This is a genomic window from Variovorax sp. RA8 (genome assembly GCF_901827175.1).
Taxonomy (GTDB): Bacteria; Pseudomonadota; Gammaproteobacteria; order Burkholderiales; family Burkholderiaceae_C; genus Variovorax.
Genome location: NZ_LR594662.1, coordinates 4,132,818 through 4,155,117 on the forward strand (window position 1 = coordinate 4,132,818; position 22,300 = coordinate 4,155,117).

Below are 22,300 nucleotides of genomic sequence, written 5' to 3' on the forward strand. Positions count from 1 at the left end.
CTCCATGCCCCCTTCCCCCGACCTCGCTTCCACGCCCCTTTCCGGTGTGCGCGTGCTGAGCCTGGCGCTCAACCTGCCCGGGCCCGCCGCCCTGATGCGCTGCCGCGCCATGGGCGCCAGCTGCCTGAAATTCGAGCCGCCGGCCGGCGACCCGATGGCCCACTACAACCGGGCGGCCTATGCCGCGCTGCACGAAGGCGTGCGCATCGAGACGGGCGACCTGAAGACCGAGGCCGGCCTGGCCCAGCTGCACCGGGCCCTCGGCCAGACCGAGGTGCTGCTGACCTCCTTCCGCCCCTCCGCCCTGGCCAAGCTGGGCCTGGGCTGGGAGGCGCTGCACGCCCGGCATCCCGCGCTCTCGCAGGTGGCGATCGTCGGCGCTCCCGGCGCGCGGGCCGAGGAACCGGGCCACGACCTCACGTACCTCGCAGAAAGCGGCCTGGTCACGGGCACCGAGCTGCCGCCCACCCTCTATGCCGACATGGGCGGCGCGCTGCTGGCGAGCGAGGCGGTGCTCAAGGCCGTGCTCTGCGCGCGCGCACTGCCGGGCACCGGCGTATATCTCGAAGTCGCGCTCAACGCCTCGGCCGACTGGCTCGCACTGCCGCGCAGCTGGGGCCTGACGCTGCCCGCGGGCGCCGTGGGGGGTGCCCATGCGGGCTACCGCGTCTACTCCTGCGCCGACGGCCGGGTGGCGGTGGCCGCGCTGGAACCGCATTTCGCCAAGCGGCTGTGCGAAGCGGCCGGCCTCGGCATCCAGGACATGATGGCGCCGGCCACGCGCGAGGGCCTGGCCGCCTGGCTGCGCACCCGCACGCGCGCCGAGCTCGACACCATAGCCCGCGAGCGCGACGTGCCGCTGCTCACGCTGGAAGGTTGAGCCCGCTCAGAGCTTGATGCCGGCGCCCTTCACCGTGGGCCCGAGCACGCCGACCTGCTCGCGCACGAAACTCTGGAAACGAGCGGTGGTTTCCGGCTTGCCGACGATGCCCAGCTCGACCATCTTCTTCTGCACCTCGGGCATGACCAGAACCTCGTTGCAGGCGGCGTTGAGTCTGGCGACCACGTCGGCCGGCAGCTTCGCCGGCCCGCTCAGGCCGAAGAAGTTCTCCAGCACCATCTTGGGCTGGCCGATCTCCACCACCGTCGGAACCTCCGGCGTGAGTGGCGAGCGCGCCTGGCTCGTTACCGCGATCGGCACGAGCTGGCCGCTCTTGAAGAAGGGCACGAAGGCCGTGAGCACGTCGATGCCGACCGGGATCACGTTGGCGATCAGGTCGGTGGTCATCGGTGCGCCACCGCGGTAGGGCACGTGCACCAGGTTGGCGCCGGTGATCTTGCGAATCAGCTCGCCGTGGACATGGCCGACCGACCCCGGCCCGCCGGAGCCGAAGTCCAGCCGGCCCTCCTTGCGCGCGCGGGCGTCGAGATCGGCAAAGGTCCTGATGCCCGATTCCTTGCTGGCCATCAGCACCAGCGGCGCCGAGCCCAGGTAGGCGATGTGCGTGAAGGCCGCCACCGGATCGTAGGGCTGCTTCTCGAGCGCAAAGGGGCCGAGCGCAATCGGCGTCGTGTTCGAGAGCATGAGCGTGTAGCCATCGGGCGCCGCCCCCGCGACCTGCGTGCCCCCGATGGTGCCGCCTGCGCCGGGTTTGTTGTCCACCACCACCGGCTGGCCCAGCTTCTTGCCGAGCTGCTCGGCCATCACGCGGGCCAGGATGTCACTGGCGCCGCCGGCCGGAAAGGTGACGATGATCTTGATGGGCTTCTCGGGCCACTGGGCGAAGGCCGGCAGCGCCAGCGATGCCGCGCCGGCAGCCAGCCACTGGAGCGCGCCGCGGCGCGTGGGGCGGATGATGGTCATGGGCTCGCCAAAGCAAGAGCGATGCCGGGCAAGGCGCCGTCTGCCCGTCCGCACAGGGGCGACTTTGAATCACAATCCCAATCCCGCGTTTCCCGCAAGCCTGCACCGCTCCCCATCATGATCGCGCAAGCCCCGCTACTGAGCCCCGAGCACATCGCGATGATCGACAAAGGCGTCTCGGCCATCGTGGCCTCGCGCAATGCCGCGAACCGCCCGAGCCTGATGCGGGCCGTCGGCACCGGCATTTCGGCCGATGGTGCGGAAATCACCGTGTACCTGTCACGCAGCCAGTCACGCCAACTGCTGCAGGATGTGGCCGCGACCGGCCAGCTGGCGGTGGTCTTCAGCGAGCCATTGAGCCACCGCACGGTGCAGGTCAAGGCCAGGGCGGCACGACTGCGCGCGGCCGACGACAGCGACCTGCCGTGCCTGCGCCGCTACCTGGCATCGATGGAACGCGAGGTCGGCTGCGTGGGCTTCGACGCCGTCTTCGTGCGCGCCATGCTGGCCTGCAGGCTCGAGGACACGGTGGCGATCCGCTTCGCGCCCTGCCAGGCCTTCGACCAGACGCCCGGCCCGCGCGCCGGCAGCGCGCTGCCGGCTGCATGACCACTGCACCGTCCCTGCCCGCGATCCGCGCCTGCTTCGAAGGCGCCATCCCCGCCATGATGGCGACCTGCGCCGCCGACGGCACGCCCAACGTGGCGTACATCTCGCAGGTCTACTATGTGGACGAGCGCCATGTCGCGCTGTCCTTCCAGTTCTTCAACAAGACGCGCCAGAACATCCTGGCCAATCCGCATGGCGCCGTGCTGGTGATGGATCCGGTCACCGCCGTCTTCTACCGGCTGCAGCTGCGCTACCTGCGCACCGAGACCGAGGGCCCGCTGTTCGAAGGCATGAAGGCGCAGCTGGCGGGCATCGCCTCCTATTCCGGCATGGCCGGCGTGTTCCGCCTGCTGGGCTCCGACGTCTACGAGGTCGATGCCATCGAGCGCCTCGAGGGCGAATGCCTGCCGGCCGCGCCGCGCCCGCCCCTGCTGGCCGGCGTGCGCCGCGCGGCGGAGCGCCTGGCCGCCTGTGGCGCCACCGACGAGCTGCTGCAGGCCGCGCTCGCCGCGCTCAACGACCACCTGGACATCCGCCATGCCATGGTCCTGTTGCTCGATGCGGGCACGCAGCGCCTGTACACGGTGGCTAGCTGCGGCTACGCGACCTCCGGCGTCGGCTCCGAGATCGAGATGGGCCACGGCGTCATCGGCATGGCCGCACGCGAACGCACGCCGGTGCGCATCAGCCACATGACGAGTGCAGCCGCCTACAGCCACGCGGTGCGCATCAGCCTGCGCGAAAGCCAGCCCGGCGTGGCACTGGAGACGGAGATTCCCTTCCCTGGCCTGGCCGAGCCGCACAGCCAACTGGCGGTCCCGATCCTGTCCACCGGCCGCCTGCTGGGCGTGCTGTTCGTCGAGAGTCCCCAGGACATGCGCTTCGGCTTCGAGGACGAGGACGCGCTGGTCGCCATCGCCGGGCACCTCGGCGCGGCGCTGGACCTGCTGCGCGTCTCGGCCGAGCCTGCGCCGCCCGAGGAGCCGGCCGAAGCCGACATGCCCTCGGCGAGCGGCACGCCCCTGGCGGTTCGCCACTACCTCGCCAACAACAGCGTCTTCGTCGGCGACAGCTACCTCATCAAGGGCGTCGCCGGCGCCATCCTGGGCAAGCTGTTGCGCGAGCACGCGCAACTCGGCCGCAGCGAGTTCACCAACCGCGAACTGCGGCTGGACCCGGCCCTGCGCCTGCCCGACCTCTCGGACAACCTGGAGGCGCGCCTGGTGCTGCTGCAGCGCCGCCTGGCCGAGAACTGCCCGCACATACGCATCGAGAAAACGGGCCGCGGGCGCTTCCGCCTTCGCCTCGACCGGCCGATCGCGCTCGACGAGATCGCAGCCTAAGCGTCAGGCGCCAGGCCAAGGCTCGCGGCGAGCTTGGCCCACTCCCGCTCGCCAAGGTGCGGGCGCACCACTTCGAGCGCGGCCTCGAAGGCAGGCGCAGGGGCATGCGCGCGCATGTCGGCCATCATCGCAGCGCGCTCGGCCGGGTTCATGAAGGGCACCAGCCAGCGCAGCGTGAACATCATCTCTTCTGGCGGGATCGAGGCGACCAGCGCGTTGTGGATCTCGATCAGTTCGGCATCGGTGTAGCGCGCCCACAGCACCGCGTTGTGTGCCGTCTCCTCGACATGCATGTGCTCGAAGTTGTGGGCGATGAAAAGCGACAGTGCGCGATAGAGCGCCAGCGTGCCGGCGGCACGGGCATCCGTGTCGCAGTGCAGGAGGGCGGTGGCCTGGTCGGCCAGCACGACGATCTCCTCCTCGTGGCCTGCATGCTCGTGTGCGATCTGGCTGCTGGCGCCCGGCGCGCGGGCTTCGATCGCCTCGTGGACGAACTCGTTCTCGTGCCGCAGGTGCGAGCGGCAGAAGTCGAGCAGTTGCAGCACGCGCTGCGTGATCTGTGCCAGCTCGAGCGCATCCTCGCAGTCCGCGCGCCCGAGGCCGAGCAGGGTGTCGGCCATCAGCGCGCGCAGCGCCTTGTGGATGCCGGCGTAGAGGTCGACACGGGGTGCGGCGGCCGCCTGGGCCACCTGGCGCATTTCGCGCTGATCGATGTTCATGGGGGACTTTCCTCAGTGGGGCAGCCGCTGCACCGTGCACCGGCCTGCTGGAGAAGAAGTCTAGGAATCGCGACCCTGGCGCGCCGCTAAGAATTGCTTATGCAATCCCTCACGGAATCTTAAATTTCGCGTGCCGCGCGGCAGTCCCACCATCCCGGCCGCCAGGAACAGTGGCAAGGCACGGGGCTGCACCCTAGGCAAGCCCGCCTAGAAGCGCCCCGGCGTCTTGCTGGGCGCCTGCCGGCTCGCTACCCTGGAGGCCGGGGGCGGGATGCTCCCGCCCGGGAGAGCGCCATGTATGAACGCATACTCGTCGCCACCGATGGTTCCGAGCTCTCGGAACTTGCCGTGACCGCCTCGATCGACCTCGCCCTGCTGATGAACGCGGAGCTGGTCGCCGTCAAGGTGGTCCACCACTACCCTACCGGCTACTTCGAAGGCTCACTGCTGGTAAGCCAGATGGAGGTCCAGCGCATGCAGGAACAGGCCGATGCCGAGGCCCAGCGCGTGGTCGACGCGGTCAAGGCCACGGCCGACGCCCGGGGCGTGAAGGGCACCCGCGCCGTGGTCATGAAATCGGAGCTGATCTCCGAGGCCATCATCGAAGCCGCGCGCGTCCACAAGAGCGACCTGATCGTGATGGCCTCGCATGGCCGCCGCGGCATCAAGCGGCTGCTGATGGGCAGCGAGACGCTGCATGTGCTGACGCATTCGCACACGCCGGTGCTAGTGCTGCGCTAGACAGCATGGTCGCCGCCCCTCGGATAGGCGGCGACCATGATGTCTAGGGTTTGCCGGCATCACGCCGCCGGTCGCTGCGCTTGTGCTCGAGGTAGGTCGCGAGATCGATCTCGTGCAGTTGCGCGGGGTACTGCTCGATCTGCTCGAACCAGCGATGCAGCCGCTTTTCGGCGCGCTCCGGCGGCGGTGTGCCGAGGCCGGCCAGGTAGGCATCCAGCGTGAGGAAGTAGCGCATTGAGTTGCGCTCCACCAGCCCGCGCAGGCCGCGGATGTAGTCGGGCTCGCCGGTCGGCGTCTTGCCGATCACGGTGAAGCCCCTCTTGTGACTGCCGAAGGTTGCGAGGTAGGCCATGGTCGCCAGCCGCGCAACCATGTGGTGGTCGTAGGCGTAGCCGAAATGCAGGAAGGTCTGGCGCTCGCCGAGCGGCACGGCCTCCAGCGTCACCCGGTAGTTGCTGGTGCCCAGCGGACCGCTCTCGGCCGACAGCCTGACCTCCAGGTAGTCGCGCGAGCTGCTCGCAACGCGATGCACGAAGGACAGCTCGAAGGCCTGCTCCACCGGTTTGTCGTAGCGTGGCACCACGCTGAGCGTGAGGGTCTCGCCCTCTGGCTGCCGGCTCACTGGAGTACCTTCGCCTTCGGCTGCGGTGCTGTTCGCCTTCGGAGCGGCCGTGCGGCTCACGCGGCAGCGGCGGTTGTTGATGTGCAGCAGCAGCATCTCGCACCACTGCGTGCCATCGGCGAGCGCGACGCGCACCTGTTCCAGCGAGTGGTCGACCACCGCATAGACATCGCCCTGGAGCCCGCTATCCGTCTCGGCCGAGTCCAGGTGCACCGGCCGGCGCAACGGGCTGCTGGCGAGCTGGCCGGCCAGCTTGCGGTGCTGCTCGCGCAGGGCCACGGCCGAGCCGGGGTCCGGCGGGGCGGCCTCGGCGCCGAGCGCGCAGGCCGCGAGCAACAGGCCCAGGCCCATGCGAGCCGCGAGGCGCAGGCAATGGGCTGGGTGCGGGTTCATGCACCACACCATACAGCCAGCGCCCAAACGCCGCCCGAACGATCCCGGCGGACGCGCTCAGCGGCCCTTGCGCGCCGGCTTGGCGCGGCCGCCGCCGGTCTCGCGCGGCGGCAGGCCGGTGTGCTGCGTGAGGATGCGGCCCTTGGCAGGCTGGACCGGCTGCAAGGCCACCGGCGTCGAGTTCTTGCGCCGCGCGCTCTGGTAGCTGCCGTCGGTCAGAGGCTGGTAGGTCGGGATCAGGTGGTGCTTGCCGTTGCCGATCAGGTCGGCACGGCCCATCTTCTTGAGGGCTTCGCGCAGCAGCGGCCAGTTGTTGGCGTCGTGGTAGCGCAGGAAGGCCTTGTGCAGGCGGCGGCGCTTGTCGCCGCGCACGATGTCGACCGTCTCGCTCTCGCGTGTGATCTTGCGCAGCGGGTTCTTGTTGGTGTGGTACATCGCCGTGGCGGTAGCCATGGGCGAAGGGTAGAAGGTCTGGACCTGGTCGGCGCGGAAGCCGTTCCTCTTGAGCCAGAGCGCGAGGTTCATCATGTCCTCGTCACTGGTGCCTGGATGGGCGGCGATGAAGTACGGGATCAAGTACTGCTTCTTGCCCGCTTCCGCGCTGAACTTCTCGAACATCTGCTTGAAGCGGTCGTAGCTGCCGATGCCGGGCTTCATCATCTTGGTGAGCGGACCCTGCTCGGTGTGCTCGGGCGCGATCTTGAGGTAGCCGCCCACGTGGTGCTGCACCAGTTCCTTCACGTACTCGGGCGACTGCACCGCCAGGTCGTACCGCAGGCCGGAGCCGATCAGGATCTTCTTGATGCCCTTCAGGGCACGCGCACGCCGGTAGATCTTGATCAGCGGATCGTGGCTGGTGTTGAGGTTCGGGCAGATGCCGGGGTACACGCAGCTGGGCTTGCGGCACGCGGCCTCGATCTCCGGGCTCTTGCAGCCGATGCGGTACATGTTGGCGGTGGGGCCGCCGAGGTCCGAGATGGTGCCGGTGAAGCCCTTGACGCCGTCGCGGATGGCCTCGACCTCCTTGATGATCGAGTCCTCCGAGCGGCTCTGGATGATGCGGCCCTCGTGCTCGGTGATGGAGCAGAAGGTGCAGCCGCCGAAGCAGCCGCGCATGATGTTCACGCTGAAGCGGATCATCTCCCAGGCCGGGATCTTGGTGGCGCCATCGTGGCTGCCGTGCTCGTCGGCGTAGCGCGGGTGCGGGCTGCGCGCATAGGGCAGGTCGAACACGTGGTCCATCTCGGCGGTGGTGAGCGGGATGGGCGGCGGGTTGATCCAGACGTCGCGCGCGATTGCGCCCTCGCCGTGGGCCTGCACCAGGGCCCTGGCATTGCCGGGGTTGGTCTCCAGGTGGAGCACGCGGTTGGCGTGGGCATAGAGCACGGGGTCGGCACGCACCTGCTCGTACGAAGGCAGGCGGATCACCGAGCGCTCGCGCGGCGGGACCTTGACGCGCCCCTCGGGCTTTGCTCCCTCCCCCTCTGCCTTGCGCAAGCCGGGGTTGGGGATGAAATGGAGCGGCTTCGCCTCGGCCGTCGCAGCAACCGCCTGCGCTTCTTCTTCCTTCGCGCAAGTCGCTCCATTCGCCTTGGCCTGCTCCGACACCATCAGGTATGGGTTCACATGCGCCTCGACCCGCCCCGGCAAGTCCACGCTGGTCGAGTCGATCTCGAACCAGCCTGCGGGCGTCTCCCGCCGCACGAAGGCCGTGCCGCGCACGTCGGTGATCTGCTGCACGGGCTCGCGCGCCGCGAGGCGGTGCGCGATCTCGACGATGGCGCGCTCTGCATTGCCGTACAGCAGCAGGTCGCACTTGGCGTCGACCACGATCGAGCGGCGGACCTTGTCCTGCCAGTAGTCGTAATGGGCGATGCGGCGCAGCGAGCCCTCGATGCCGCCGAGCACGATCGGCACGTCGTTCCAGGCTTCCTTGCATCGCTGCGAATACACGATGGCTGCCCGGTCGGGCCGCCGGCCGCCGACATCGCCGGGCGTGTAGGCGTCATCGCTGCGGATTTTCCGGTCCGCCGTGTAGCGGTTGATCATCGAGTCCATGTTGCCGGCGGTCACGCCGAAGAACAGGTTCGGCTTGCCCAGCGCCTTGAAGGGATCGGCGCTGTGCCAGTCGGGCTGCGCGATGATGCCCACGCGAAAGCCCTGCGCCTCCAGCATCCGGCCGATGACCGCCATGCCGAAGCTGGGATGGTCGACATAGGCGTCGCCGGTGACGATCACGATGTCGCAGCTGTCCCAACCCAGCGCCTCCATCTCGGCGCGCGAAGTGGGCAGGAACCTGGCCGTGCCGAAACGGGCTGCCCAGTACTTGCGGTAGCTGGTCAGCGGCTTGGCGGCGCGCGCGAAAAAGGAGACGTCGACGGGGGCGTTCATGTGGGAGGAAGCGGCAGGCAGGCCGCGGTGGCCCGGTTTCGGGCAACCCGTGATTTTACGGGCTCGGGCTTGCCGTGCCCACCGAAAGGCCATGTCGCGCGAGCGGAGGGCATGCCGCAGTTACTTGCCTGAGTCAATCAATCGATTGACAATGGCATTCATGTCCGCCGAATCCCCCGCCTTGCCAGACGTCGCCGCCGTCAAGGCCGTGCGCCAGTTCAACCGCTTCTACACCCGCCGCATCGGCGCGCTCGACCCCTACCTGGGCAGCGACATGTCGCTCACCGACGTGCGGGTGCTCTACGAGCTGGCGCACTGCGAGCAGGCCGTGGCCAGCGAGATCGCGAAGGACCTGGGCCTGGACGGCGGCTACCTCAGCCGCATCCTGCGCCGCTTCGAGGGCGCCGGCTGGCTCGCGCGCGAGACGCATCCACGCGATGCGCGCCAGAGCCTGCTGCGCCTGACCGAGGCGGGCCACGCCGCCTTCGCCCCGCTGCAGCAGAAATCGCGTGACGAGGCCCATGCCCTGCTCGCTTCGCTTACGGCGCCACAGCAGCGCCGGTTGATCGATGCGATGCACACGGTGCAGGCGCTGATCGAGCCCGAAGCCAGCGCGCCAGCCAAGCCGCGCACCGCGGTGCTGCGCGACCCGCAGCCGGGCGATATCGGCTGGGTGGTGCAGCAGCACGGCGAGCTCTACGCCCGCGAGTACGGCTGGAACAGCGAGTTCGAGGCGCTGGTGGCCGAGATTGCCGGCGAGTTCCTGCGCAAGTTCCAGCCCGAATGGGAGCATTGCTGGATCGCCGAGCTCGACGGCGAGCGCGTGGGCGCCGTGTTCCTGGTGCGCAAGTCAGCCACCGTGGCACAGCTGCGCCTCTTGATCCTGACGCCGCAGGCGCGCGGGCTGGGCCTGGGCGCGCGGCTGACCGACGAATGCATTGCCTTCGCGCGCCGCAAGGGCTACAGGAAGATGGTGCTGTGGACCAACAGCTGCCTGCTGGCCGCGCGCCACATCTACGCGATGCGCGGTTTCGAGCTGGTCAAGTCCGAGCCCTACGAGGGCTTCGGCCAGCAACTGGTGGGCGAAACCTGGGAACTCAGGCTCACTCGCCAAAATTGATACACATTGATACGCGCCCGATAGGCCCGCGCGGCACGTCACCGCAGCGCAAAGGGCCGGTCCCCCCAAGAACACAGACACGAGCACTGAGCGCTCGCCCGCCTACTGCATGAACCAGCCATGGCTCACCACCAGGGATTGCCCGGTGAGCGCATTGGTCGGGAAGGCGGCAAACAGCAGCGCCACGCGCGCGACGTCGTCCGTGGTGGTGAACTCGCCGTCCACCGTCTCCTTGAGCATCACGTTCTTGATCACCTGCTCCTCGGTGATGCCCAGGGTCCTGGCCTGCTCCGGGATCTGCTTCTCGACCAGTGGCGTACGCACGAAGCCGGGGCAGATCACGTTGGCGCGCACGCCATGCTTCGCGCCCTCCTTCGCCACCGTCTTGGCCAGCCCGATCAGGCCGTGCTTGGCCGTGACATAGGGCGCCTTCAGCAGCGAGGCCTCCTTGGAGCGCACCGAGCCCATGTAGATCACGCTGCCGCCGCGGCCCTGCGCGTACATGTGCCTGAGGCAGGCCTTGGTGGTGAGGAAGGCGCCGTCGAGATGGATGGCCAGCATCTTCTTCCAGTCGGCAAAGCTGAACTCCTCGACCGGGTGCACGATCTGGATGCCGGCATTGCTGATCAGAATGTCGATGCCGCCGAAGGCCTTGGCGGCTTCCTCGACGGCCGCGTCGACCTGCTCTTCGCTGGTGACGTCGACGCCGACGCCGATGGCCTGCGCGCCGCTTTCCTCGAGCTCGGCGGCGGTGGCGTCGGCCGCCTGCTTGTTGAGATCGGCGATCACGACCTTGGCGCCTTCCTGCGCGAACAGGAGGGCGATTTCCTTGCCGATGCCGCTGGCCGAACCGGTGATGAAGGCGACCTTGTCCTTGAGTTGCATGGGATGTCCTTGGGGTGAAGGTTGGAAGGATGATGACGCGTGCAAGCCGCGTGCCGGTGACAGAGCCTGGCGCAGAAGTCTTTGGCCAGCCTGACCAGCCGCGTCAGCGCACCGCGGCCGCGGCTGCGGCGGCCGGGGCGGCCGGTATCTTCATCGGATGGCGAACGCGTCGTTGCTGGGGTTCGGCGAGGTCGAAGGTGGTGACGCCGTTGGCCTGCGCGGCGGCGCGCAGCCAATCCGGGTGCTCCAGCGTGTTGCAGATGTCGCGCATGCCGGCTTCCCAGTGCTCGTCGACCGAGGCGCGCGAGAACTCGTAGTCCTTGGAGTCGAGCTCGTAGGGCTTGTCACGGTAGATCAGGTGCACGATCTCGATCGGCTGGTGCGTGAGCTGCGCGCACACCGCGGCAACGCTGGGATCCTTGCGCAGCGCGGCCGGCAGCTTGGCGATCAGGTCGGCCACCGCCTGCTGCAGGTTCATGTTCGAGGCCAGCGCGTCGGTGTTCATGCGAGTGCGGCTCGAGTAGGTGATGTCCTTCTGCCGCTCCAGGGTCTCGGCCAGGGTGCGCGGCATGGCGCCCCGGGCGCTGAACAGGTCCACCTGCAGCACCATGAGCGACTCCGTGCGCGGATGGGTGTCGAGCACGTACTGCAGCGGCGTGTTGGAGACGATGCCGCCGTCCCAGTAGTCCTCCCCGTCGATGTGCACCGGCTCGAAGCCGGGCGGCAGGGCGCCGCTGGCCATGATGTGCTCGGGGCCGATGCGCTGCCGGGTGTTGTCGAAGTAGACCGAATTGCCGCTGCGCACATTGACCGCGCCCACGCTCAAGCGGATGTCGCAGTCGTTGATGCGATCGAAGTCCACCAGGCGCTCGAGCGTGGACTTCAGGGGCGAGGTGTCGTAGTAGCTCAGCACCGGTGCCGCGCCGCCGAGCAACAGCGTCGGGTCGCGCCGCGGCGTGAAGAAGCCCGGCACGCCGAACATCGCCGTCGAATTGGCACTCCACCGGTTGAAGAGCGCGCGGTCGCTCCACCCCGGCGGCAGCCGTTGCGCCGGGCCCGAGGAAACGAGGTCCCAGAACTCGCGCAGGCGCGCCACGCGCAGGTCGGGCGGGTTGCCGGCGATCAGGGCGGCGTTGATTGCGCCGATCGAAACACCGGCCACCCAGTCCAGCGCCTTGTGCTTTTCGTACACGCCGGCATAGACGCCGGCCTGGTAGGCGCCGAGGGCGCCGCCGCCCTGCAGCACAAGCGCCTTCTTGGCGGCCGTGATGTCGACGCGGGGGATGGAGCGACGGGAGGCGGAACCGTTGGTTTTCTTGCTGGGCGTGATGGTGCGCATGGGCGGATTGGACACCACGCGCCGCCCCCGAAGTTCCTGCCAACGGACATCCGAAGCGCCGGCGGTCTACATCTTGGGCAGCAGTTGCCCCCGGATCTCGCCGTTCGGATTGGCCGCCGTATGGATGTTGGCGTACCACCGGCCGGCCATCAGGTCGGCGGCCTGGGCCGGGGTGAGCGTGGCCTGGCCCTCGATGGGACTTGCGGGATTCGCGAAGGGCAACACCACGCCCGCGTTCGCGCCGGCTGAAGCGGGGCCATGGAAATGGGCCGCTGTGGCCGGACCGCTCAGTCCGGTGTAGACGATCTTGTACTTGAGGACATTGGTGTCCTTGTTGAGCCAGGCCTCGGCCAGGCCGCTGCCGCGCGTCATGTTGGGCGGCACCTGGCTGGCCGCGTTCATGCTGCCGCTGAAGCTCGCCGTGTTGGACCTGGACATCATGCCGCAGCCCGCGAGAGCGGCGGTGGCCACGCCGGTCACGAGGGCGGCGCGCAAGAAGGTGGCAGTTCGGTTCATGAGCGGATCTCCATAGTTGCGGGAGCAAACAGCATATGCAGCGCGGGATGCCGCGCGTGTCGGCCACGAGCCCGTTCTGAGCGACGGCCGATGGCATCATCGGACGCATGACGACAGCTCCCCTGCCCTGCGCGCACGAGGTCGCCGCCTTCTGGCGCGACGCCGGTCCTTCCCACTGGTTCGCGAAGGACGAGGCCTTCGATGCCGAGTTCAAGACGCGCTTCGAAGCCGCGCATCACGCCGCCGCCACCGGCGCCCTCGATGCCTGGGCCAGCGAGGCCGAAGGCGCACTGGCGCTGCTGGTGTTGCTGGACCAGTTCCCGCGCAACGCCTGGCGCGGCAGCGCCCACATGTTCGCCACCGACGGCAAGGCGCGCGCGATTGCGCGCGCAGCCATCGAAGCCGGGCACGACCGGCAGGTCGACGATGTGCTGCGGCCCTTCTTCTACCTGCCGTTCATGCATTCGGAATCGCTGGCCGACCAGGAGCGATCGGTCGCGCTGAATGCTGCGCTGGATGCCGACACCCAGCGCTTCGCGGTGCTGCATCGCGACATCATCGCGCGCTTCGGACGCTTCCCGCACCGCAATCCGATGCTCGGGCGCGAGACCACGCCGCAGGAGCAGGCCTTCCTCGACCAGGGTGGCTTCGCGGGTTAGAGGGCCGTTGGCCGATCAGCGCGTCGGGGTGGGCGGCGCATCGGGCCGCTCGACGTGGCGCAGCGACCCGAACTTGTGCGCGTACACCCAGGTGAACTCAGCCCCGAGCAGAAAAATCTGCGCCGAGTAGTAGACCCAGACCAGCACCACCACCAGCGACCCCGCGGCGCCGTAGCCCGAGGCCACGCTGCTCTTGCCGATGTACAGGCCGATCAGGTACTTGCCGATGGTGAACAGCAGCGCCGTGACCGCCGCGCCCACCCATACGTCGCGCCACTGCACACGCACGCGAGGCATGATCTTGTAGATCATGGCGAAACCCACGGTGATCATGACGAAGCTGAAGCAGAAGTCGACTGCCTGCCCCAGCAAGGCCCAGCGTCCGAAGACGGGCGCCCACCACTTGCCCAACGCCGCCAGCGCAGCGCTCGCCACCAGCGACACCATCAGCAGGAAGCCCAGGCCCATGATCATGCTGAAGGACAGCAGCCGCACGCGCAGCAGGTTCAGCCAGCCGCTGCCGTCGCCTCGCGCCGGCGCGCGCCAGATGCGATCGAGCGCGTCCTGCAGTTCGCCGAACACGGTGGTCGCGCCGACCACCAGCAGCACGATGCCGATCACGGTCGCGACGATGCCCTCCTTCGGCTTGTTGACGGATTCGAGCATGCCCTGCACCGCCCGCGCGCCCTGCTCCCCCATCAGACCGGAGAGCTGGACCATGATCTCGCCACGCGCGGCCTCCTGGCCGAAGACCAGGCCCGCCACGGAAATCACGATCAGGAGCAGGGGCGCCACGGAGAACACCGTGTAGTAGGCCAGGGCAGCGCCCATGCTCGGTGCGTAGTCGGCCTTCCACGAAAGGACTGCCTGCTTGAAAAGGTCGAAGAGCGTACGCGCCTGCATGTCCGCGAGTGTCGCAGCATGCGCGCGCGAGCGCGCGCCGGCGCGTTTCTGAGGCGCGGCCGGACCGCGCTGCGACCATAATCGCGTGCGATGCATCCGGCCCCTCCCCTCGCGGCGCAATCCGACCGCCCGCGTCCCAGTTCCGTCCGCGACCTGTTTGTTTCCTTCACCTGGCTGGCGCTGCAGGGCTTCGGCGGCGTGCTCGCCATCGTGCAGCGCGAGATGGTCGAGAAGAAGCGCTGGCTGACGGCCGGCGAGTTCCTCGAGGACTGGGCGGTGGCCCAGGTGCTGCCCGGCCCGAACGTGATCAATCTCGCCCTGATGATCGGCGACCGCCATTTCGGACTGCGCGGCGCGATCGCCGCCGTGGCCGGCATGCTGACCGTGCCGCTCGGCGTGATCCTGGCGCTGGCGCTGCTGTACGCGCACTACGCCGGGAACCCGCAGGTTGCCGGCGCACTGCGCGGCATGGGGGCGGTGGCCGGCGGGCTCATCGCGGCCACCGGCATCAAGTTGATCCCCGCACTGCGACGCCATCCGCTGGGCTTCGGCGTCTGCCTGGCCATCGTGGCACTGGTCTTCGGCGCGATCGCCCTCGTGCGCATTCCGCTGGGCTGGGTGCTGCTGGTCGTCGGCGGCGCTGCGTGCGTGTGGACCTGGAGAAGAATAAAAACATGACCATCGTGTTGCACTGGCACGACTGGCTTGGCTTGTTCGGCCAATACCTGATGCTGTCGATGCTGTCGATCAGCGGTGCCATCACGACCGTGCCCGACATGCACCGCTACCTGGTCGACCGACACGGCTGGCTGACGGACGCGCAGTTCAGCTCTTCGGTCGCGATCGCGCAGGCGGCACCCGGCCCCAACGTGCTCTTCGTCGCGCTGATGGGATGGAACGTCGGCATCAACGCGGGTGGCGGCATCGGCGCCGGCCCGCAGGCGTGGGCGCTGGGCCTGCTCGGCCTGGCCGTCACCATGGTCGGCATCATGCTGCCGAGCACTACCCTGACCTATGTCGCGACACGCTGGGGCCATCGCAACCGCGAGCGGCGCGAGGTGCGCGCCTTCAAGCAAGGCATGGCGCCCGTGGTCGTGGGCCTGCTGGTCGCCACCGGCTGGGTGCTGGCGGCCGGTAACCATGCCGGCAACGTGCCTGCCTGGCACCTCTGGCTGCTGTCCGGCGTGGTGACCTTTATCGTCTGGCGCACCCGCATCCACCTGCTGTGGCTGCTGGGCGCCGGTGCCCTGCTGGGCGCCTTCGGCTTCGTCTGACCTTCCCGGGAAAGCATTCATGCAACTTCGCCCCCTCGGCCGTTCCGGCCTCCAGGTCTCGCCGCTGGCCTTCGGCGGCAACGTCTTCGGCTGGACGGTGGACGAGAAGCTCTCGTTCCGCCTGCTCGACGCCTGGCTCGATGCCGGCTTCAACTTCGTGGATACCGCCGACGTCTACTCCAGCTGGGTGCCCGGCCACAGCGGCGGCGAGTCGGAGACGATCATCGGCAGATGGCTGCGGCAAAGCGGCAAGCGCAACCAGTTGGTGCTGGCGACCAAGGTCGGCAAGCCCATGGGCGAGGAGAAGAAGGGCCTGTCGCCGGCCTACATCCGCCAGGCCGTGGACGCCTCGCTCAGGCGCCTACAGACCGACCACATCGACCTCTACCAGTCGCACGATGACGACGCCGACACGCCGCTGGCCGACACGCTCGGCGCCTTCGCCGAGCTGATCAAGGCCGGCAAGGTGCGCGCCATCGGCGCCTCGAACTACAGCGCGCCGCGGCTGGCCGAGGCGCTGGACGTGGCCGAGCGCCAGGGGCTGCCGCGCTACGAGAGCCTGCAGCCGCTCTACAACCTGTACGACCGCGCGGTGTTCGAGGAGGCGCTGGAGCCGCTGTGCCTCGAGCGCGGCGTGGGCGTGATCAACTTCTATGCGCTGGCGGCAGGCTTCCTGACGGGCAAGTACCGCAGCGAAGCCGACGCCGCCAAGAGCGCGCGCGGCGCCAGCACGACGAAGAAGTACCTGAACCCGCGCGGCCTGCGCATCCTGGCGGCGCTCGACGAGGTGGCCAGGCCGCGCGGCGCGACGCCCGGACAGGTGGCGATCGCCTGGCAGATCGCGCGCCGCTCCATCACTGCGCCGATCGCCAGCGCCACATCGATTCCGCAGCTGCAGGAACTCGCAGCCGCTGCGCGGATGTCGCTCGACGCCGAGGCGATCGCGCTGCTCGATCGAGCCAGCGCCGAGGCCGTGCAGCCACGGTAGGTAGGTGCGCGCCGACACGCGTTGGCGGCTGTTGCCCTTGCATCGCGTGCACCGCAGGCCGAGACTGTTTCAATCTCAATTCCGGGAAACAAGACATGTCTTTCGCGCTCTACATGATCGGCTTCCTGCTCTTCCTGGCCGGCCTGGCCTGGGGTGCCTCCGTCATGGGCGTTCCGACGCTCTACATTGGCATCGGCGCCCTCATCCTGCTGGGCATTGGCATCTTCAGTGCTGTCGGGCGTACGCGCAGCAAGGATCCTTCATAGCGCTTCGTACCCGGCGCCGACAGCGCGCCAGGCGTGCGCAGGCGGCCTCTTGAAAACCGTGGCATCCGCTCCTACCTCCTCCCCCGGAAGCGCCGGAGGCGTCTCCGACGCTCCGTCTGGTTCAACCGTATGGAGGTTTTCGCCATGTATCGATCCCTGTTTCCGCGCGACCTGTTCGCCGAGATGGATCGCCTGCAACGCGAAATGCAGCAGGCCTTCGATCTCTCTCCAAGCATCCGGGGCCTGGGCCGCGGCGGGTTCCCCGCCCTGAACGTCGGCGGCACGCCGCAGACGATCGAGATCTACGCCTTCGCCCCCGGCCTCGATCCGGCCAAGATCGACATCCAGCTCGACCGTGGCCTGCTGACCGTGTCCGGCGAGCGCCCGTCGGCGCTGCCGTCGTCGGAGGACTCGAAGTCCACCGTGCACATCAACGAGCGTTTCGCGGGCAGCTTCCGGCGCATGCTGACCCTGCCCGACGATGCCGACCCGGAAGCGATCAAGGCCGACTATCGCGACGGCGTCCTGCACGTCACCGTGCAGCGGCGTGCGTCCGCACAGCCACGCCGCATCACGATCCAATGAAAGGAGCAGCGACATGAACGACGTTGACACTGTCCGCCCGAACACTCCCTCCACCATCACCCGCAAGGACAGGCCGGGTTACGGCGAAGCGGCGCTGACGCCGCCCGTCGATGTGGTGGAGGACGCCACCGGCATCACGCTGTATGCCGACCTTCCCGGCGTTTCGAAGGAGAAGCTCCATCTGCAGGTGGAGTCCGATACGCTCACCATCGATGCAGAATCGGACCTGAGCGTGCCGAAGGACCTGCAGTCGAGCCACACGGAAGTCGGCCTTGCGCGCTTTCGCCGCGTCTTCACCTTGAGCAAGGAACTCGACACCGAGAAGGTTTCCGCCGAGCTGGCACGGGGTGTGCTGACCCTGCGCATCCCCAAGGTGGCCCAGGCGCAGCCCCGGCGCATCGAGATCGCGGTGAACTGACCGGCGCCCGGTTTGCCCCTTCGGGCCGCACGGCCGCCCGAAGGGGTCCCCGTCCAAGGCGTTAAGCTGTTGCACGGACCGAAGCGGCCCGTGCGGGTTCTGCATGAGCCGGGGCAGGTGGCCGTGATCCGTGTCCAGAGAGAAAAACCGAGCGAGGAATGTAGGCAATGAACGATGACGGCGAGGTCAAGCGCTTCGTTTACGAGGCGTGGGAGGTCCGCGTGTGCCTGAACGCGGTGGCTGTCGAAGGGCAAGCCTCCGGCCACGCGGATCTGTGGCGCGATGGAGAGCACAAGTGCCGCGTTGCCTTGAGCGGCCATTTCGAGGACGCCGCACGCGCCTCCGATGCGCTGGAGCGCAAGGCCAAGGCCTGGGTGGACGACTGGAAGGCACGCGATCACTCGGGCGAGACGGGCTTCGCCAGCCTCTGATCAGCCGGTGCTGCGTTGCCGCATAGCCTCATAGAGGCACACCCCGCTCGCCACGGAGACGTTGAGACTTTCCACCGCCCCGGCCATCGGAATGCGCACCAGTTCATCGCAGGTCTTGCGGGTGAGCTGGCGCATGCCCTCGCCCTCGGCGCCCAGCACCAGCGCGAGGGGCCGCCGGAGATCGCTCTGGTAGAGCGTTCCGGGCGCATCGTCGCTGGTGCCCACGCACCAGATGTTGCGCTCCTTCAGCTCGTTCAGCGTGCGTGCCAGGTTGGTCACCATGAAGTAGGGCACGGTCTCCGCGGCACCGCTCGCGACCTTGGCCACGGTGGCGTTGATGCCCGCCGCATGGTCCTTGGGCGCGACCACCGCATGCACGCCGGCGCCGTCGGCCACGCGCAGGCAGGCGCCCAGGTTGTGCGGATCGGTGACGCCGTCGAGCACCAGCAGCAGCGGCATCGTGCCGGCGGCCTCGAGGTCTTCGAGCAGTTCATCGAGCGAACGCGTCTGGGCGATCGGCTGCACCCGCGCCGCGACGCCCTGGTGGCCATGACTGCCGCTGAGCTTGGCGAGGCGCAGTCCGTCGGCCTCGATCAGGCGCACGCCGGCCTCCTGCGCGCGGGTGACGAACTGGCGCATGCGGGCATCGCGCCGGCTGGCGTCGAACAGCACCTCGATCACCGATTGCGGCGCGGTCTTGATGCGCACGCCCACGGCATGGAAGCCGAAGATCACTTTGGGGGAAGACATGGCGGGATTATCGAGCCCGCCCCGCGAGCGCCTTTTTCAAACGCCCTGGTCGTCGAAACCCACGCGGCCGGCCTCGATGGTGATGCGCCGCTCGCACCGGGCGGCAATGCCGCGGTCGTGCGTCACCAGCACGAGCGTGGTGCCCAGTTCGCGGTTGAGGTCGAACATCAGCCGCATCACCTGCTCGCCGGTGGCGAAGTCCAGGCTGCCGGTGGGCTCGTCGGCCAGCAGCAGCGCGGGCTGGACGACGAAGGCGCGGGCCAGCGCCACCCGCTGCTGCTCGCCGCCGGAGAGCACCTTGGGATAGTGGTTGAGACGCTGGCCGAGGCCGACGCGGCCCAGCATCTCGGTCGCGGTCTTGCGCGCATCGCGGCGGTCGGCCAGCTCGAGCGGCAGCATCACGTTCTCGAGGGCACTGAGATTGCCCAGCAGCTGGAAGCTCTGGAACACGAAGCCGACCTTGCGCGCCCGGAGCGCGGCACGCTCGTCTTCGTCGATGGCGAACAAGTCCTCGCCGGCCAGCTTGACGGTGCCCCGCGTCGGCGTGTCCAGCCCGGCAACGATGGACAGCAACGTGCTCTTGCCCGAGCCCGAGGCGCCGACAATGGCGGCGGTCTCGCGCTCTCCCAACGTGAAGTCGATGTCCTGCAGAATATCCAGCGTGCCGGCGGAGTCGGTGACCGACTTGAAGACATGTTCGACGGCGACAATGGCTGCGGGAGGGATCGAGGACATTGAAAAGGGTTTGCGCGTGGTGAATCGACGTCACTTTATCTTGAGCGGCACCGTGGCCGGATTCGCGGGGTATTGGCCCTTGGCCCAGGCCCAGGTCGCCGCCTCCCGCAAGCCGTTGATCCTGGTCGTCGGCGACTCGCTGTCCGCCGAGTACGGCCTCAAGCGCGGCGAGGGCTGGGTGCCGCTGCTCGAGAGGCGGCTGGCCGAGCAGAAGATCGCGGCCACGGTCGTCAACGCCAGCATCAGCGGCGACACCACGGCCGGCGGCCGGGCGCGATTGGCGGGCCTGCTGTCACAGCACAAGCCGACGCACGTGGTGCTCGAGCTGGGCGGCAACGACGCGCTGCGGGGGCTGTCGCTCGCGGGCACCGAGGACAACCTCACGCAGATGACCAAGGCCGCACAGGCGGCCGGTGCCGAGGTGCTGATCGTCGGCATCCAGGTCCCGCCGAACTACGGCAGCGACTACACGCGGCGCTTCGAAGCGATCTTCGCCAAGGTGGCCAGCAGCACCAAGGCGGCGCTGGTGCCCTTCCTGCTCAAGGGCGTGGCCGACGGCCCCGAGGCGGCGACGCTGTTCCAGCCCGACCGCATCCATCCCACGGCCGCTGCCCAGCCGCGCATGCTGGACAACGTATGGCCGGCGTTGCGCAAGCTCCTTGCGTCCAGGTAAGCAAGGGCAAGGCGCAAAAAAAGCCGCTGCAGGCCTCGCCTGCGGCGGCTTTTTTCCACTGATCGGGGTACCGAACCGTGTCGGAGCGGCTCAGCCGTCCTTGGTCGGCAGATCCGGCACGGTAGGCGGATCGCGTTCCAGCGAGGCGACGTCGGTCTCGGGGTCGCCCGGCGCGAGGCCTTCGCTGCTGGGGTTCAGCTTGCGAGCGGCTTTCTCACGCGCTTTTTCTTCCTTCTTCTTCTTCTTGGCCAACTCCTTCTGACGCTTCTCGTAGCCGTAGTTCGGTGTTGCCACGTGTACTCCTTCCTGAAAGGCAGTCCCGGTGACTGCGCGTTCCCCACTGTACGCGATAACCGGGCCGGTTCAGAGGGCCGCGAGGGCCTGCTCCAGATCGGCGCGCAGGTCCTCGGCGTCCTCCAGTCCCACCGAGAAGCGCACCAGCGTGCCCTTGTGCGGCCAGTGCGAAACGCCCGTGTCGCGCATCAGGCCGATGTCGTAGGGCACGACCAGGCTGATCGGTCCGCCCCAGGAATAGCCGAGCCGGAACAGCTTCAGGCTGTCGCAGAAGCGGTCGACCTGCGCGGCGCTGTAGCGGTCATCGAACACCACCGAGAACAGGCCGGCCGCCAGGTCGGTGGCGCCGCACAGCCGCAGCCAGTGGGCATGTCCCGGCGAGCCTTCGAGCGCGGGATGCAGCACTTGCGCGATCTCGGCGCGATCGGCCAGCCAGCGGGCCAGCTCGCGTGCGCTGCGGTCGTGTGCCTCGTAGCGCAGCGCGATGCTGGGCAGCGAGCGCAGCAGCGTTTCCACATCGCCGACGCCGATGCCGAAGCCCATGCGCATGTGGCTGAGCTTGAGGGCGCGGTGCAGCCGATCGTCGCGGGTGACGACGCTGCCCATCAGCACGTCGCCGCCGCCGCTCGGGTACTTGGTGAGCGCATGGATCGAGATGTCGACGCCCTGCCCGCTGCCGTTGAAGTCGAAGGGAGCGAAGGCAAGGCCTGCGCCCCAGGTGTTGTCCAGGGCCGTGAGCACGCCGCGGGCGCGGCAGGCCGCCGCCAGCGCCGGCAGGTCCGGAAACTCCATCGTGACCGAGCCGGCCGCCTCCATCCACACGAGGCGGGTGCGCTCCGAGAGCTTGGCCGCGAGATCGGCCGGGTTCATCGGGTCGTAGAGCCGGTGCGTGATGCCGAAATTGGCCAGCTCGCCGTTGCACAGCGCCTTGTTCGGCCCGTAGGCGTTGTCGGGGAGCAGCACCTCATCGCCGGTCTTCAGGAAGGCGAATGCCACCAGCGCGATTGCCGCCAGGCCGCTGGGTACCAACAGGCATTCTGTGCCGCCTTCCAGCGTGGCCAGCCGCTCCTCGAGGGTGAAGGTGGTGGGCGTGCCGTGCAGGCCGTAGGTGTAGCCGGCCTTGGTCTTCCAGTCGCGGGCGCGCATGGCCGCGACATCGGCGAAGAACACGGTCGACGCCTTGTAGACGCCGGGCTGCGGCGCGGCGAAATTCGCGGGGGGCTGGTAGGGATGGTGGATCAGTTCGGTGATGGGCTTGGGCATGCCGCCATGCTAGTCGACGCCTGCCCGCTGGCGCCCGACAATGGCGCCTGCTGCTGACAGGAGGCCCCGATGGCAATCCATGAACTCTTCGCCTACCTCTGCGTGAACGACAGCGCCAAGGCCATCGCCTGGTACGGCGAGGTCTTCGGCGCGACCGAAAAATTCAGGCTGACCGAGCCCAGCGGCCGCATCGGCCATGCCGAGCTCGACTTCGGCGACACCACGCTGATGCTGTGCGACGAATTTCCCGAGTACGGCATCCGCGGCCCCCGGAGCACCGGCGCGACCTCGGTGACGATCCACCTGCATGTGGACGACGCCGACGCGGTGGTCGAGCGCGCGCTGAAAGCCGGCGCGGAGCTCGACATCGCGGTGCAAGATCAGTTCTACGGCGAGCGCTCAGGGTCCTTTCGAGACCCCTTCGGTCACCGCTGGAATATCGGCCACAGCATCGAGCAGCTGTCGACCGAGGAGATGCAGCGGCGCTATACCGAGCTGCTGAAGCAGCAGTAAGGCGTT

The 22,300-nt window shown here is 68.5% G+C and carries 27 protein-coding genes; 15 read left to right on the forward strand and 12 right to left on the reverse strand.

Annotation, left to right across the window (positions count from 1 at the left end; translation table 11 throughout):
- Nucleotides 1-4: 4 nt before the first annotated feature.
- Entirely contained in the window at nt 5-880 is an 876-nt protein-coding gene (locus tag E5P3_RS19360) for a CoA transferase (RefSeq protein ID WP_162587449.1), read from the forward strand.
- 6 nt (nt 881-886) lie between these two features.
- Here E5P3_RS19360 and E5P3_RS19365 read toward each other — a convergent pair whose 3' ends face one another.
- Nucleotides 887-1,864: a Bug family tripartite tricarboxylate transporter substrate binding protein gene (locus E5P3_RS19365; RefSeq protein WP_162587450.1), complete on the reverse strand. Its 978-nt coding sequence runs from the start codon at nt 1,862-1,864 to the stop codon at nt 887-889.
- A 117-nt stretch (nt 1,865-1,981) separates the two neighbouring features.
- Between E5P3_RS19365 and E5P3_RS19370 the strand changes: the two genes are divergently transcribed.
- Nucleotides 1,982-2,473 carry a hypothetical protein gene (locus E5P3_RS19370; protein ID WP_162587451.1) on the forward strand — a complete coding sequence of 164 codons (492 nt, stop codon included), beginning with the start codon at nt 1,982-1,984 and terminating at the stop codon, nt 2,471-2,473.
- Nucleotides 2,470-3,816 carry a GAF domain-containing protein gene (locus E5P3_RS19375; protein ID WP_162587452.1) on the forward strand — a complete coding sequence of 449 codons (1,347 nt, stop codon included), beginning with the start codon at nt 2,470-2,472 and terminating at the stop codon, nt 3,814-3,816. The genes E5P3_RS19370 and E5P3_RS19375 overlap by 4 nt, the downstream gene beginning before the upstream one ends.
- On the opposite strand, the gene E5P3_RS19380 is transcribed toward E5P3_RS19375, so the two are convergent.
- Entirely contained in the window at nt 3,813-4,535 is a 723-nt protein-coding gene (locus E5P3_RS19380; protein ID WP_162587453.1) for a hypothetical protein, read from the reverse strand. The genes E5P3_RS19375 and E5P3_RS19380 overlap by 4 nt on opposite strands.
- Before the next feature lie 294 nt (nt 4,536-4,829).
- Between E5P3_RS19380 and E5P3_RS19385 the strand changes: the two genes are divergently transcribed.
- On the forward strand, nt 4,830-5,276 hold the full coding sequence (locus E5P3_RS19385; protein ID WP_162587454.1) for a universal stress protein: 447 nt from the start codon (nt 4,830-4,832) through the stop codon (nt 5,274-5,276).
- A 43-nt stretch (nt 5,277-5,319) separates the two neighbouring features.
- On the opposite strand, the gene E5P3_RS19390 is transcribed toward E5P3_RS19385, so the two are convergent.
- The gene (locus E5P3_RS19390; protein ID WP_162587455.1) at nt 5,320-6,291 is read right to left on the reverse strand and encodes a hypothetical protein; all 972 of its coding nucleotides are present in this window, start codon (nt 6,289-6,291) and stop codon (nt 5,320-5,322) included.
- A gap of 57 nt (nt 6,292-6,348) precedes the next feature.
- Complete coding sequence (locus E5P3_RS19395) at nt 6,349-8,682, reverse strand: YgiQ family radical SAM protein (protein WP_162587456.1); 2,334 nt, start codon at nt 8,680-8,682, stop codon at nt 6,349-6,351.
- 160 nt (nt 8,683-8,842) lie between these two features.
- On the opposite strand from E5P3_RS19395, the gene E5P3_RS19400 reads away from it, so the two are divergent.
- Complete coding sequence (locus E5P3_RS19400) at nt 8,843-9,802, forward strand: bifunctional helix-turn-helix transcriptional regulator/GNAT family N-acetyltransferase (RefSeq protein ID WP_443083254.1); 960 nt, start codon at nt 8,843-8,845, stop codon at nt 9,800-9,802.
- Between the two features lie 102 nt (nt 9,803-9,904).
- Here E5P3_RS19400 and E5P3_RS19405 read toward each other — a convergent pair whose 3' ends face one another.
- From E5P3_RS19405 to E5P3_RS19415, 3 genes are all read right to left on the reverse strand, one after another.
- Entirely contained in the window at nt 9,905-10,687 is a 783-nt protein-coding gene (locus tag E5P3_RS19405) for a 3-hydroxybutyrate dehydrogenase (protein WP_162587458.1), read from the reverse strand.
- Nucleotides 10,688-10,790: 103 nt separating this feature from the next.
- The gene (locus tag E5P3_RS19410; protein ID WP_162587459.1) at nt 10,791-12,026 is read right to left on the reverse strand and encodes a patatin-like phospholipase family protein; all 1,236 of its coding nucleotides are present in this window, start codon (nt 12,024-12,026) and stop codon (nt 10,791-10,793) included.
- Between the two features lie 66 nt (nt 12,027-12,092).
- Complete coding sequence (locus E5P3_RS19415; RefSeq protein ID WP_162587460.1) at nt 12,093-12,542, reverse strand: CHRD domain-containing protein; 450 nt, start codon at nt 12,540-12,542, stop codon at nt 12,093-12,095.
- A 107-nt stretch (nt 12,543-12,649) separates the two neighbouring features.
- On the opposite strand from E5P3_RS19415, the gene E5P3_RS19420 reads away from it, so the two are divergent.
- Nucleotides 12,650-13,201 (forward strand): DUF924 family protein, encoded by a 552-nt coding sequence (locus E5P3_RS19420; protein WP_162587461.1) that lies wholly within the window; start codon nt 12,650-12,652, stop codon nt 13,199-13,201.
- 15 nt (nt 13,202-13,216) lie between these two features.
- Here E5P3_RS19420 and E5P3_RS19425 read toward each other — a convergent pair whose 3' ends face one another.
- A complete protein-coding gene (locus E5P3_RS19425) occupies nt 13,217-14,104 on the reverse strand; it encodes a YihY/virulence factor BrkB family protein (RefSeq protein WP_162587462.1) in 888 nt (295 codons plus the stop codon).
- A gap of 90 nt (nt 14,105-14,194) precedes the next feature.
- Between E5P3_RS19425 and E5P3_RS19430 the strand changes: the two genes are divergently transcribed.
- From E5P3_RS19430 to E5P3_RS19460, 7 genes are all read left to right on the forward strand, one after another.
- Nucleotides 14,195-14,782 carry a chromate transporter gene (locus E5P3_RS19430; protein WP_162587463.1) on the forward strand — a complete coding sequence of 196 codons (588 nt, stop codon included), beginning with the start codon at nt 14,195-14,197 and terminating at the stop codon, nt 14,780-14,782.
- Nucleotides 14,779-15,378, forward strand: a complete 600-nt coding sequence (locus tag E5P3_RS19435) for a chromate transporter (protein WP_162587464.1) — start codon at nt 14,779-14,781, stop codon at nt 15,376-15,378. Before E5P3_RS19430 ends, E5P3_RS19435 begins: the two co-directional genes overlap by 4 nt.
- Before the next feature lie 19 nt (nt 15,379-15,397).
- The gene (locus E5P3_RS19440) at nt 15,398-16,366 is read left to right on the forward strand and encodes an aldo/keto reductase (protein ID WP_162587465.1); all 969 of its coding nucleotides are present in this window, start codon (nt 15,398-15,400) and stop codon (nt 16,364-16,366) included.
- 95 nt (nt 16,367-16,461) lie between these two features.
- Nucleotides 16,462-16,632: a SoxR reducing system RseC family protein gene (locus E5P3_RS19445; RefSeq protein WP_146039330.1), complete on the forward strand. Its 171-nt coding sequence runs from the start codon at nt 16,462-16,464 to the stop codon at nt 16,630-16,632.
- 144 nt (nt 16,633-16,776) lie between these two features.
- Nucleotides 16,777-17,217: an Hsp20/alpha crystallin family protein gene (locus E5P3_RS19450; RefSeq protein WP_162589759.1), complete on the forward strand. Its 441-nt coding sequence runs from the start codon at nt 16,777-16,779 to the stop codon at nt 17,215-17,217.
- Nucleotides 17,218-17,230: 13 nt separating this feature from the next.
- A complete protein-coding gene (locus E5P3_RS19455; protein ID WP_162587466.1) occupies nt 17,231-17,635 on the forward strand; it encodes an Hsp20/alpha crystallin family protein in 405 nt (134 codons plus the stop codon).
- Between the two features lie 167 nt (nt 17,636-17,802).
- Nucleotides 17,803-18,066 (forward strand): hypothetical protein, encoded by a 264-nt coding sequence (locus tag E5P3_RS19460; RefSeq protein WP_162587467.1) that lies wholly within the window; start codon nt 17,803-17,805, stop codon nt 18,064-18,066.
- Here E5P3_RS19460 and rlmB read toward each other — a convergent pair whose 3' ends face one another.
- Together rlmB and E5P3_RS19470 are read right to left on the reverse strand one after the other, a co-directional pair.
- The gene (gene rlmB / locus E5P3_RS19465; protein ID WP_162587468.1) at nt 18,067-18,816 is read right to left on the reverse strand and encodes a 23S rRNA (guanosine(2251)-2'-O)-methyltransferase RlmB; all 750 of its coding nucleotides are present in this window, start codon (nt 18,814-18,816) and stop codon (nt 18,067-18,069) included. It lies immediately after the preceding gene.
- Nucleotides 18,817-18,852: 36 nt separating this feature from the next.
- Entirely contained in the window at nt 18,853-19,551 is a 699-nt protein-coding gene (locus tag E5P3_RS19470; RefSeq protein WP_162587469.1) for an ABC transporter ATP-binding protein, read from the reverse strand.
- Between E5P3_RS19470 and E5P3_RS19475 the strand changes: the two genes are divergently transcribed.
- A complete protein-coding gene (locus E5P3_RS19475; RefSeq protein ID WP_162587470.1) occupies nt 19,526-20,224 on the forward strand; it encodes an arylesterase in 699 nt (232 codons plus the stop codon). The two genes, E5P3_RS19470 and E5P3_RS19475, sit on opposite strands and share 26 nt — an antisense overlap.
- Before the next feature lie 90 nt (nt 20,225-20,314).
- Here the strand turns inward: E5P3_RS19475 and E5P3_RS19480 are convergent, their stop codons facing one another.
- A complete protein-coding gene (locus E5P3_RS19480; protein WP_068685948.1) occupies nt 20,315-20,518 on the reverse strand; it encodes a hypothetical protein in 204 nt (67 codons plus the stop codon).
- A 69-nt stretch (nt 20,519-20,587) separates the two neighbouring features.
- Nucleotides 20,588-21,781: a cystathionine beta-lyase gene (locus E5P3_RS19485; protein ID WP_162587471.1), complete on the reverse strand. Its 1,194-nt coding sequence runs from the start codon at nt 21,779-21,781 to the stop codon at nt 20,588-20,590.
- Between the two features lie 69 nt (nt 21,782-21,850).
- Between E5P3_RS19485 and E5P3_RS19490 the strand changes: the two genes are divergently transcribed.
- Nucleotides 21,851-22,294 (forward strand): VOC family protein, encoded by a 444-nt coding sequence (locus E5P3_RS19490; RefSeq protein ID WP_162587472.1) that lies wholly within the window; start codon nt 21,851-21,853, stop codon nt 22,292-22,294.
- Nucleotides 22,295-22,300 lie beyond the last annotated feature (6 nt).

Excerpts from the sequence above, each read along its gene's own strand:
- E5P3_RS19360 (WP_162587449.1), top strand. The coding sequence starts at position 5 with ATGCCCCCTTCCCCCGACCTCGCTTCCACGCCCCTTTCCGGTGTGCGC.
- E5P3_RS19365 (WP_162587450.1), bottom strand. The coding sequence starts at position 1,864 with ATGACCATCATCCGCCCCACGCGCCGCGGCGCGCTCCAGTGGCTGGCT.
- E5P3_RS19370 (WP_162587451.1), top strand. The coding sequence starts at position 1,982 with ATGATCGCGCAAGCCCCGCTACTGAGCCCCGAGCACATCGCGATGATC.
- E5P3_RS19375 (WP_162587452.1), top strand. The coding sequence starts at position 2,470 with ATGACCACTGCACCGTCCCTGCCCGCGATCCGCGCCTGCTTCGAAGGC.
- E5P3_RS19380 (WP_162587453.1), bottom strand. The coding sequence starts at position 4,535 with ATGAACATCGATCAGCGCGAAATGCGCCAGGTGGCCCAGGCGGCCGCC.
- E5P3_RS19385 (WP_162587454.1), top strand. The coding sequence starts at position 4,830 with ATGTATGAACGCATACTCGTCGCCACCGATGGTTCCGAGCTCTCGGAA.
- E5P3_RS19390 (WP_162587455.1), bottom strand. The coding sequence starts at position 6,291 with ATGAACCCGCACCCAGCCCATTGCCTGCGCCTCGCGGCTCGCATGGGC.
- E5P3_RS19395 (WP_162587456.1), bottom strand. The coding sequence starts at position 8,682 with ATGAACGCCCCCGTCGACGTCTCCTTTTTCGCGCGCGCCGCCAAGCCG.
- E5P3_RS19400 (WP_443083254.1), top strand. The coding sequence starts at position 8,843 with ATGTCCGCCGAATCCCCCGCCTTGCCAGACGTCGCCGCCGTCAAGGCC.
- E5P3_RS19405 (WP_162587458.1), bottom strand. The coding sequence starts at position 10,687 with ATGCAACTCAAGGACAAGGTCGCCTTCATCACCGGTTCGGCCAGCGGC.
- E5P3_RS19410 (WP_162587459.1), bottom strand. The coding sequence starts at position 12,026 with ATGCGCACCATCACGCCCAGCAAGAAAACCAACGGTTCCGCCTCCCGT.
- E5P3_RS19415 (WP_162587460.1), bottom strand. The coding sequence starts at position 12,542 with ATGAACCGAACTGCCACCTTCTTGCGCGCCGCCCTCGTGACCGGCGTG.
- E5P3_RS19420 (WP_162587461.1), top strand. The coding sequence starts at position 12,650 with ATGACGACAGCTCCCCTGCCCTGCGCGCACGAGGTCGCCGCCTTCTGG.
- E5P3_RS19425 (WP_162587462.1), bottom strand. The coding sequence starts at position 14,104 with ATGCAGGCGCGTACGCTCTTCGACCTTTTCAAGCAGGCAGTCCTTTCG.
- E5P3_RS19430 (WP_162587463.1), top strand. The coding sequence starts at position 14,195 with ATGCATCCGGCCCCTCCCCTCGCGGCGCAATCCGACCGCCCGCGTCCC.
- E5P3_RS19435 (WP_162587464.1), top strand. The coding sequence starts at position 14,779 with ATGACCATCGTGTTGCACTGGCACGACTGGCTTGGCTTGTTCGGCCAA.
- E5P3_RS19440 (WP_162587465.1), top strand. The coding sequence starts at position 15,398 with ATGCAACTTCGCCCCCTCGGCCGTTCCGGCCTCCAGGTCTCGCCGCTG.
- E5P3_RS19445 (WP_146039330.1), top strand. The coding sequence starts at position 16,462 with ATGTCTTTCGCGCTCTACATGATCGGCTTCCTGCTCTTCCTGGCCGGC.
- E5P3_RS19450 (WP_162589759.1), top strand. The coding sequence starts at position 16,777 with ATGTATCGATCCCTGTTTCCGCGCGACCTGTTCGCCGAGATGGATCGC.
- E5P3_RS19455 (WP_162587466.1), top strand. The coding sequence starts at position 17,231 with ATGAACGACGTTGACACTGTCCGCCCGAACACTCCCTCCACCATCACC.
- E5P3_RS19460 (WP_162587467.1), top strand. The coding sequence starts at position 17,803 with ATGAACGATGACGGCGAGGTCAAGCGCTTCGTTTACGAGGCGTGGGAG.
- rlmB (WP_162587468.1), bottom strand. The coding sequence starts at position 18,816 with ATGTCTTCCCCCAAAGTGATCTTCGGCTTCCATGCCGTGGGCGTGCGC.
- E5P3_RS19475 (WP_162587470.1), top strand. The coding sequence starts at position 19,526 with ATGGCTGCGGGAGGGATCGAGGACATTGAAAAGGGTTTGCGCGTGGTG.
- E5P3_RS19470 (WP_162587469.1), bottom strand. The coding sequence starts at position 19,551 with ATGTCCTCGATCCCTCCCGCAGCCATTGTCGCCGTCGAACATGTCTTC.
- E5P3_RS19485 (WP_162587471.1), bottom strand. The coding sequence starts at position 21,781 with ATGCCCAAGCCCATCACCGAACTGATCCACCATCCCTACCAGCCCCCC.
- E5P3_RS19490 (WP_162587472.1), top strand. The coding sequence starts at position 21,851 with ATGGCAATCCATGAACTCTTCGCCTACCTCTGCGTGAACGACAGCGCC.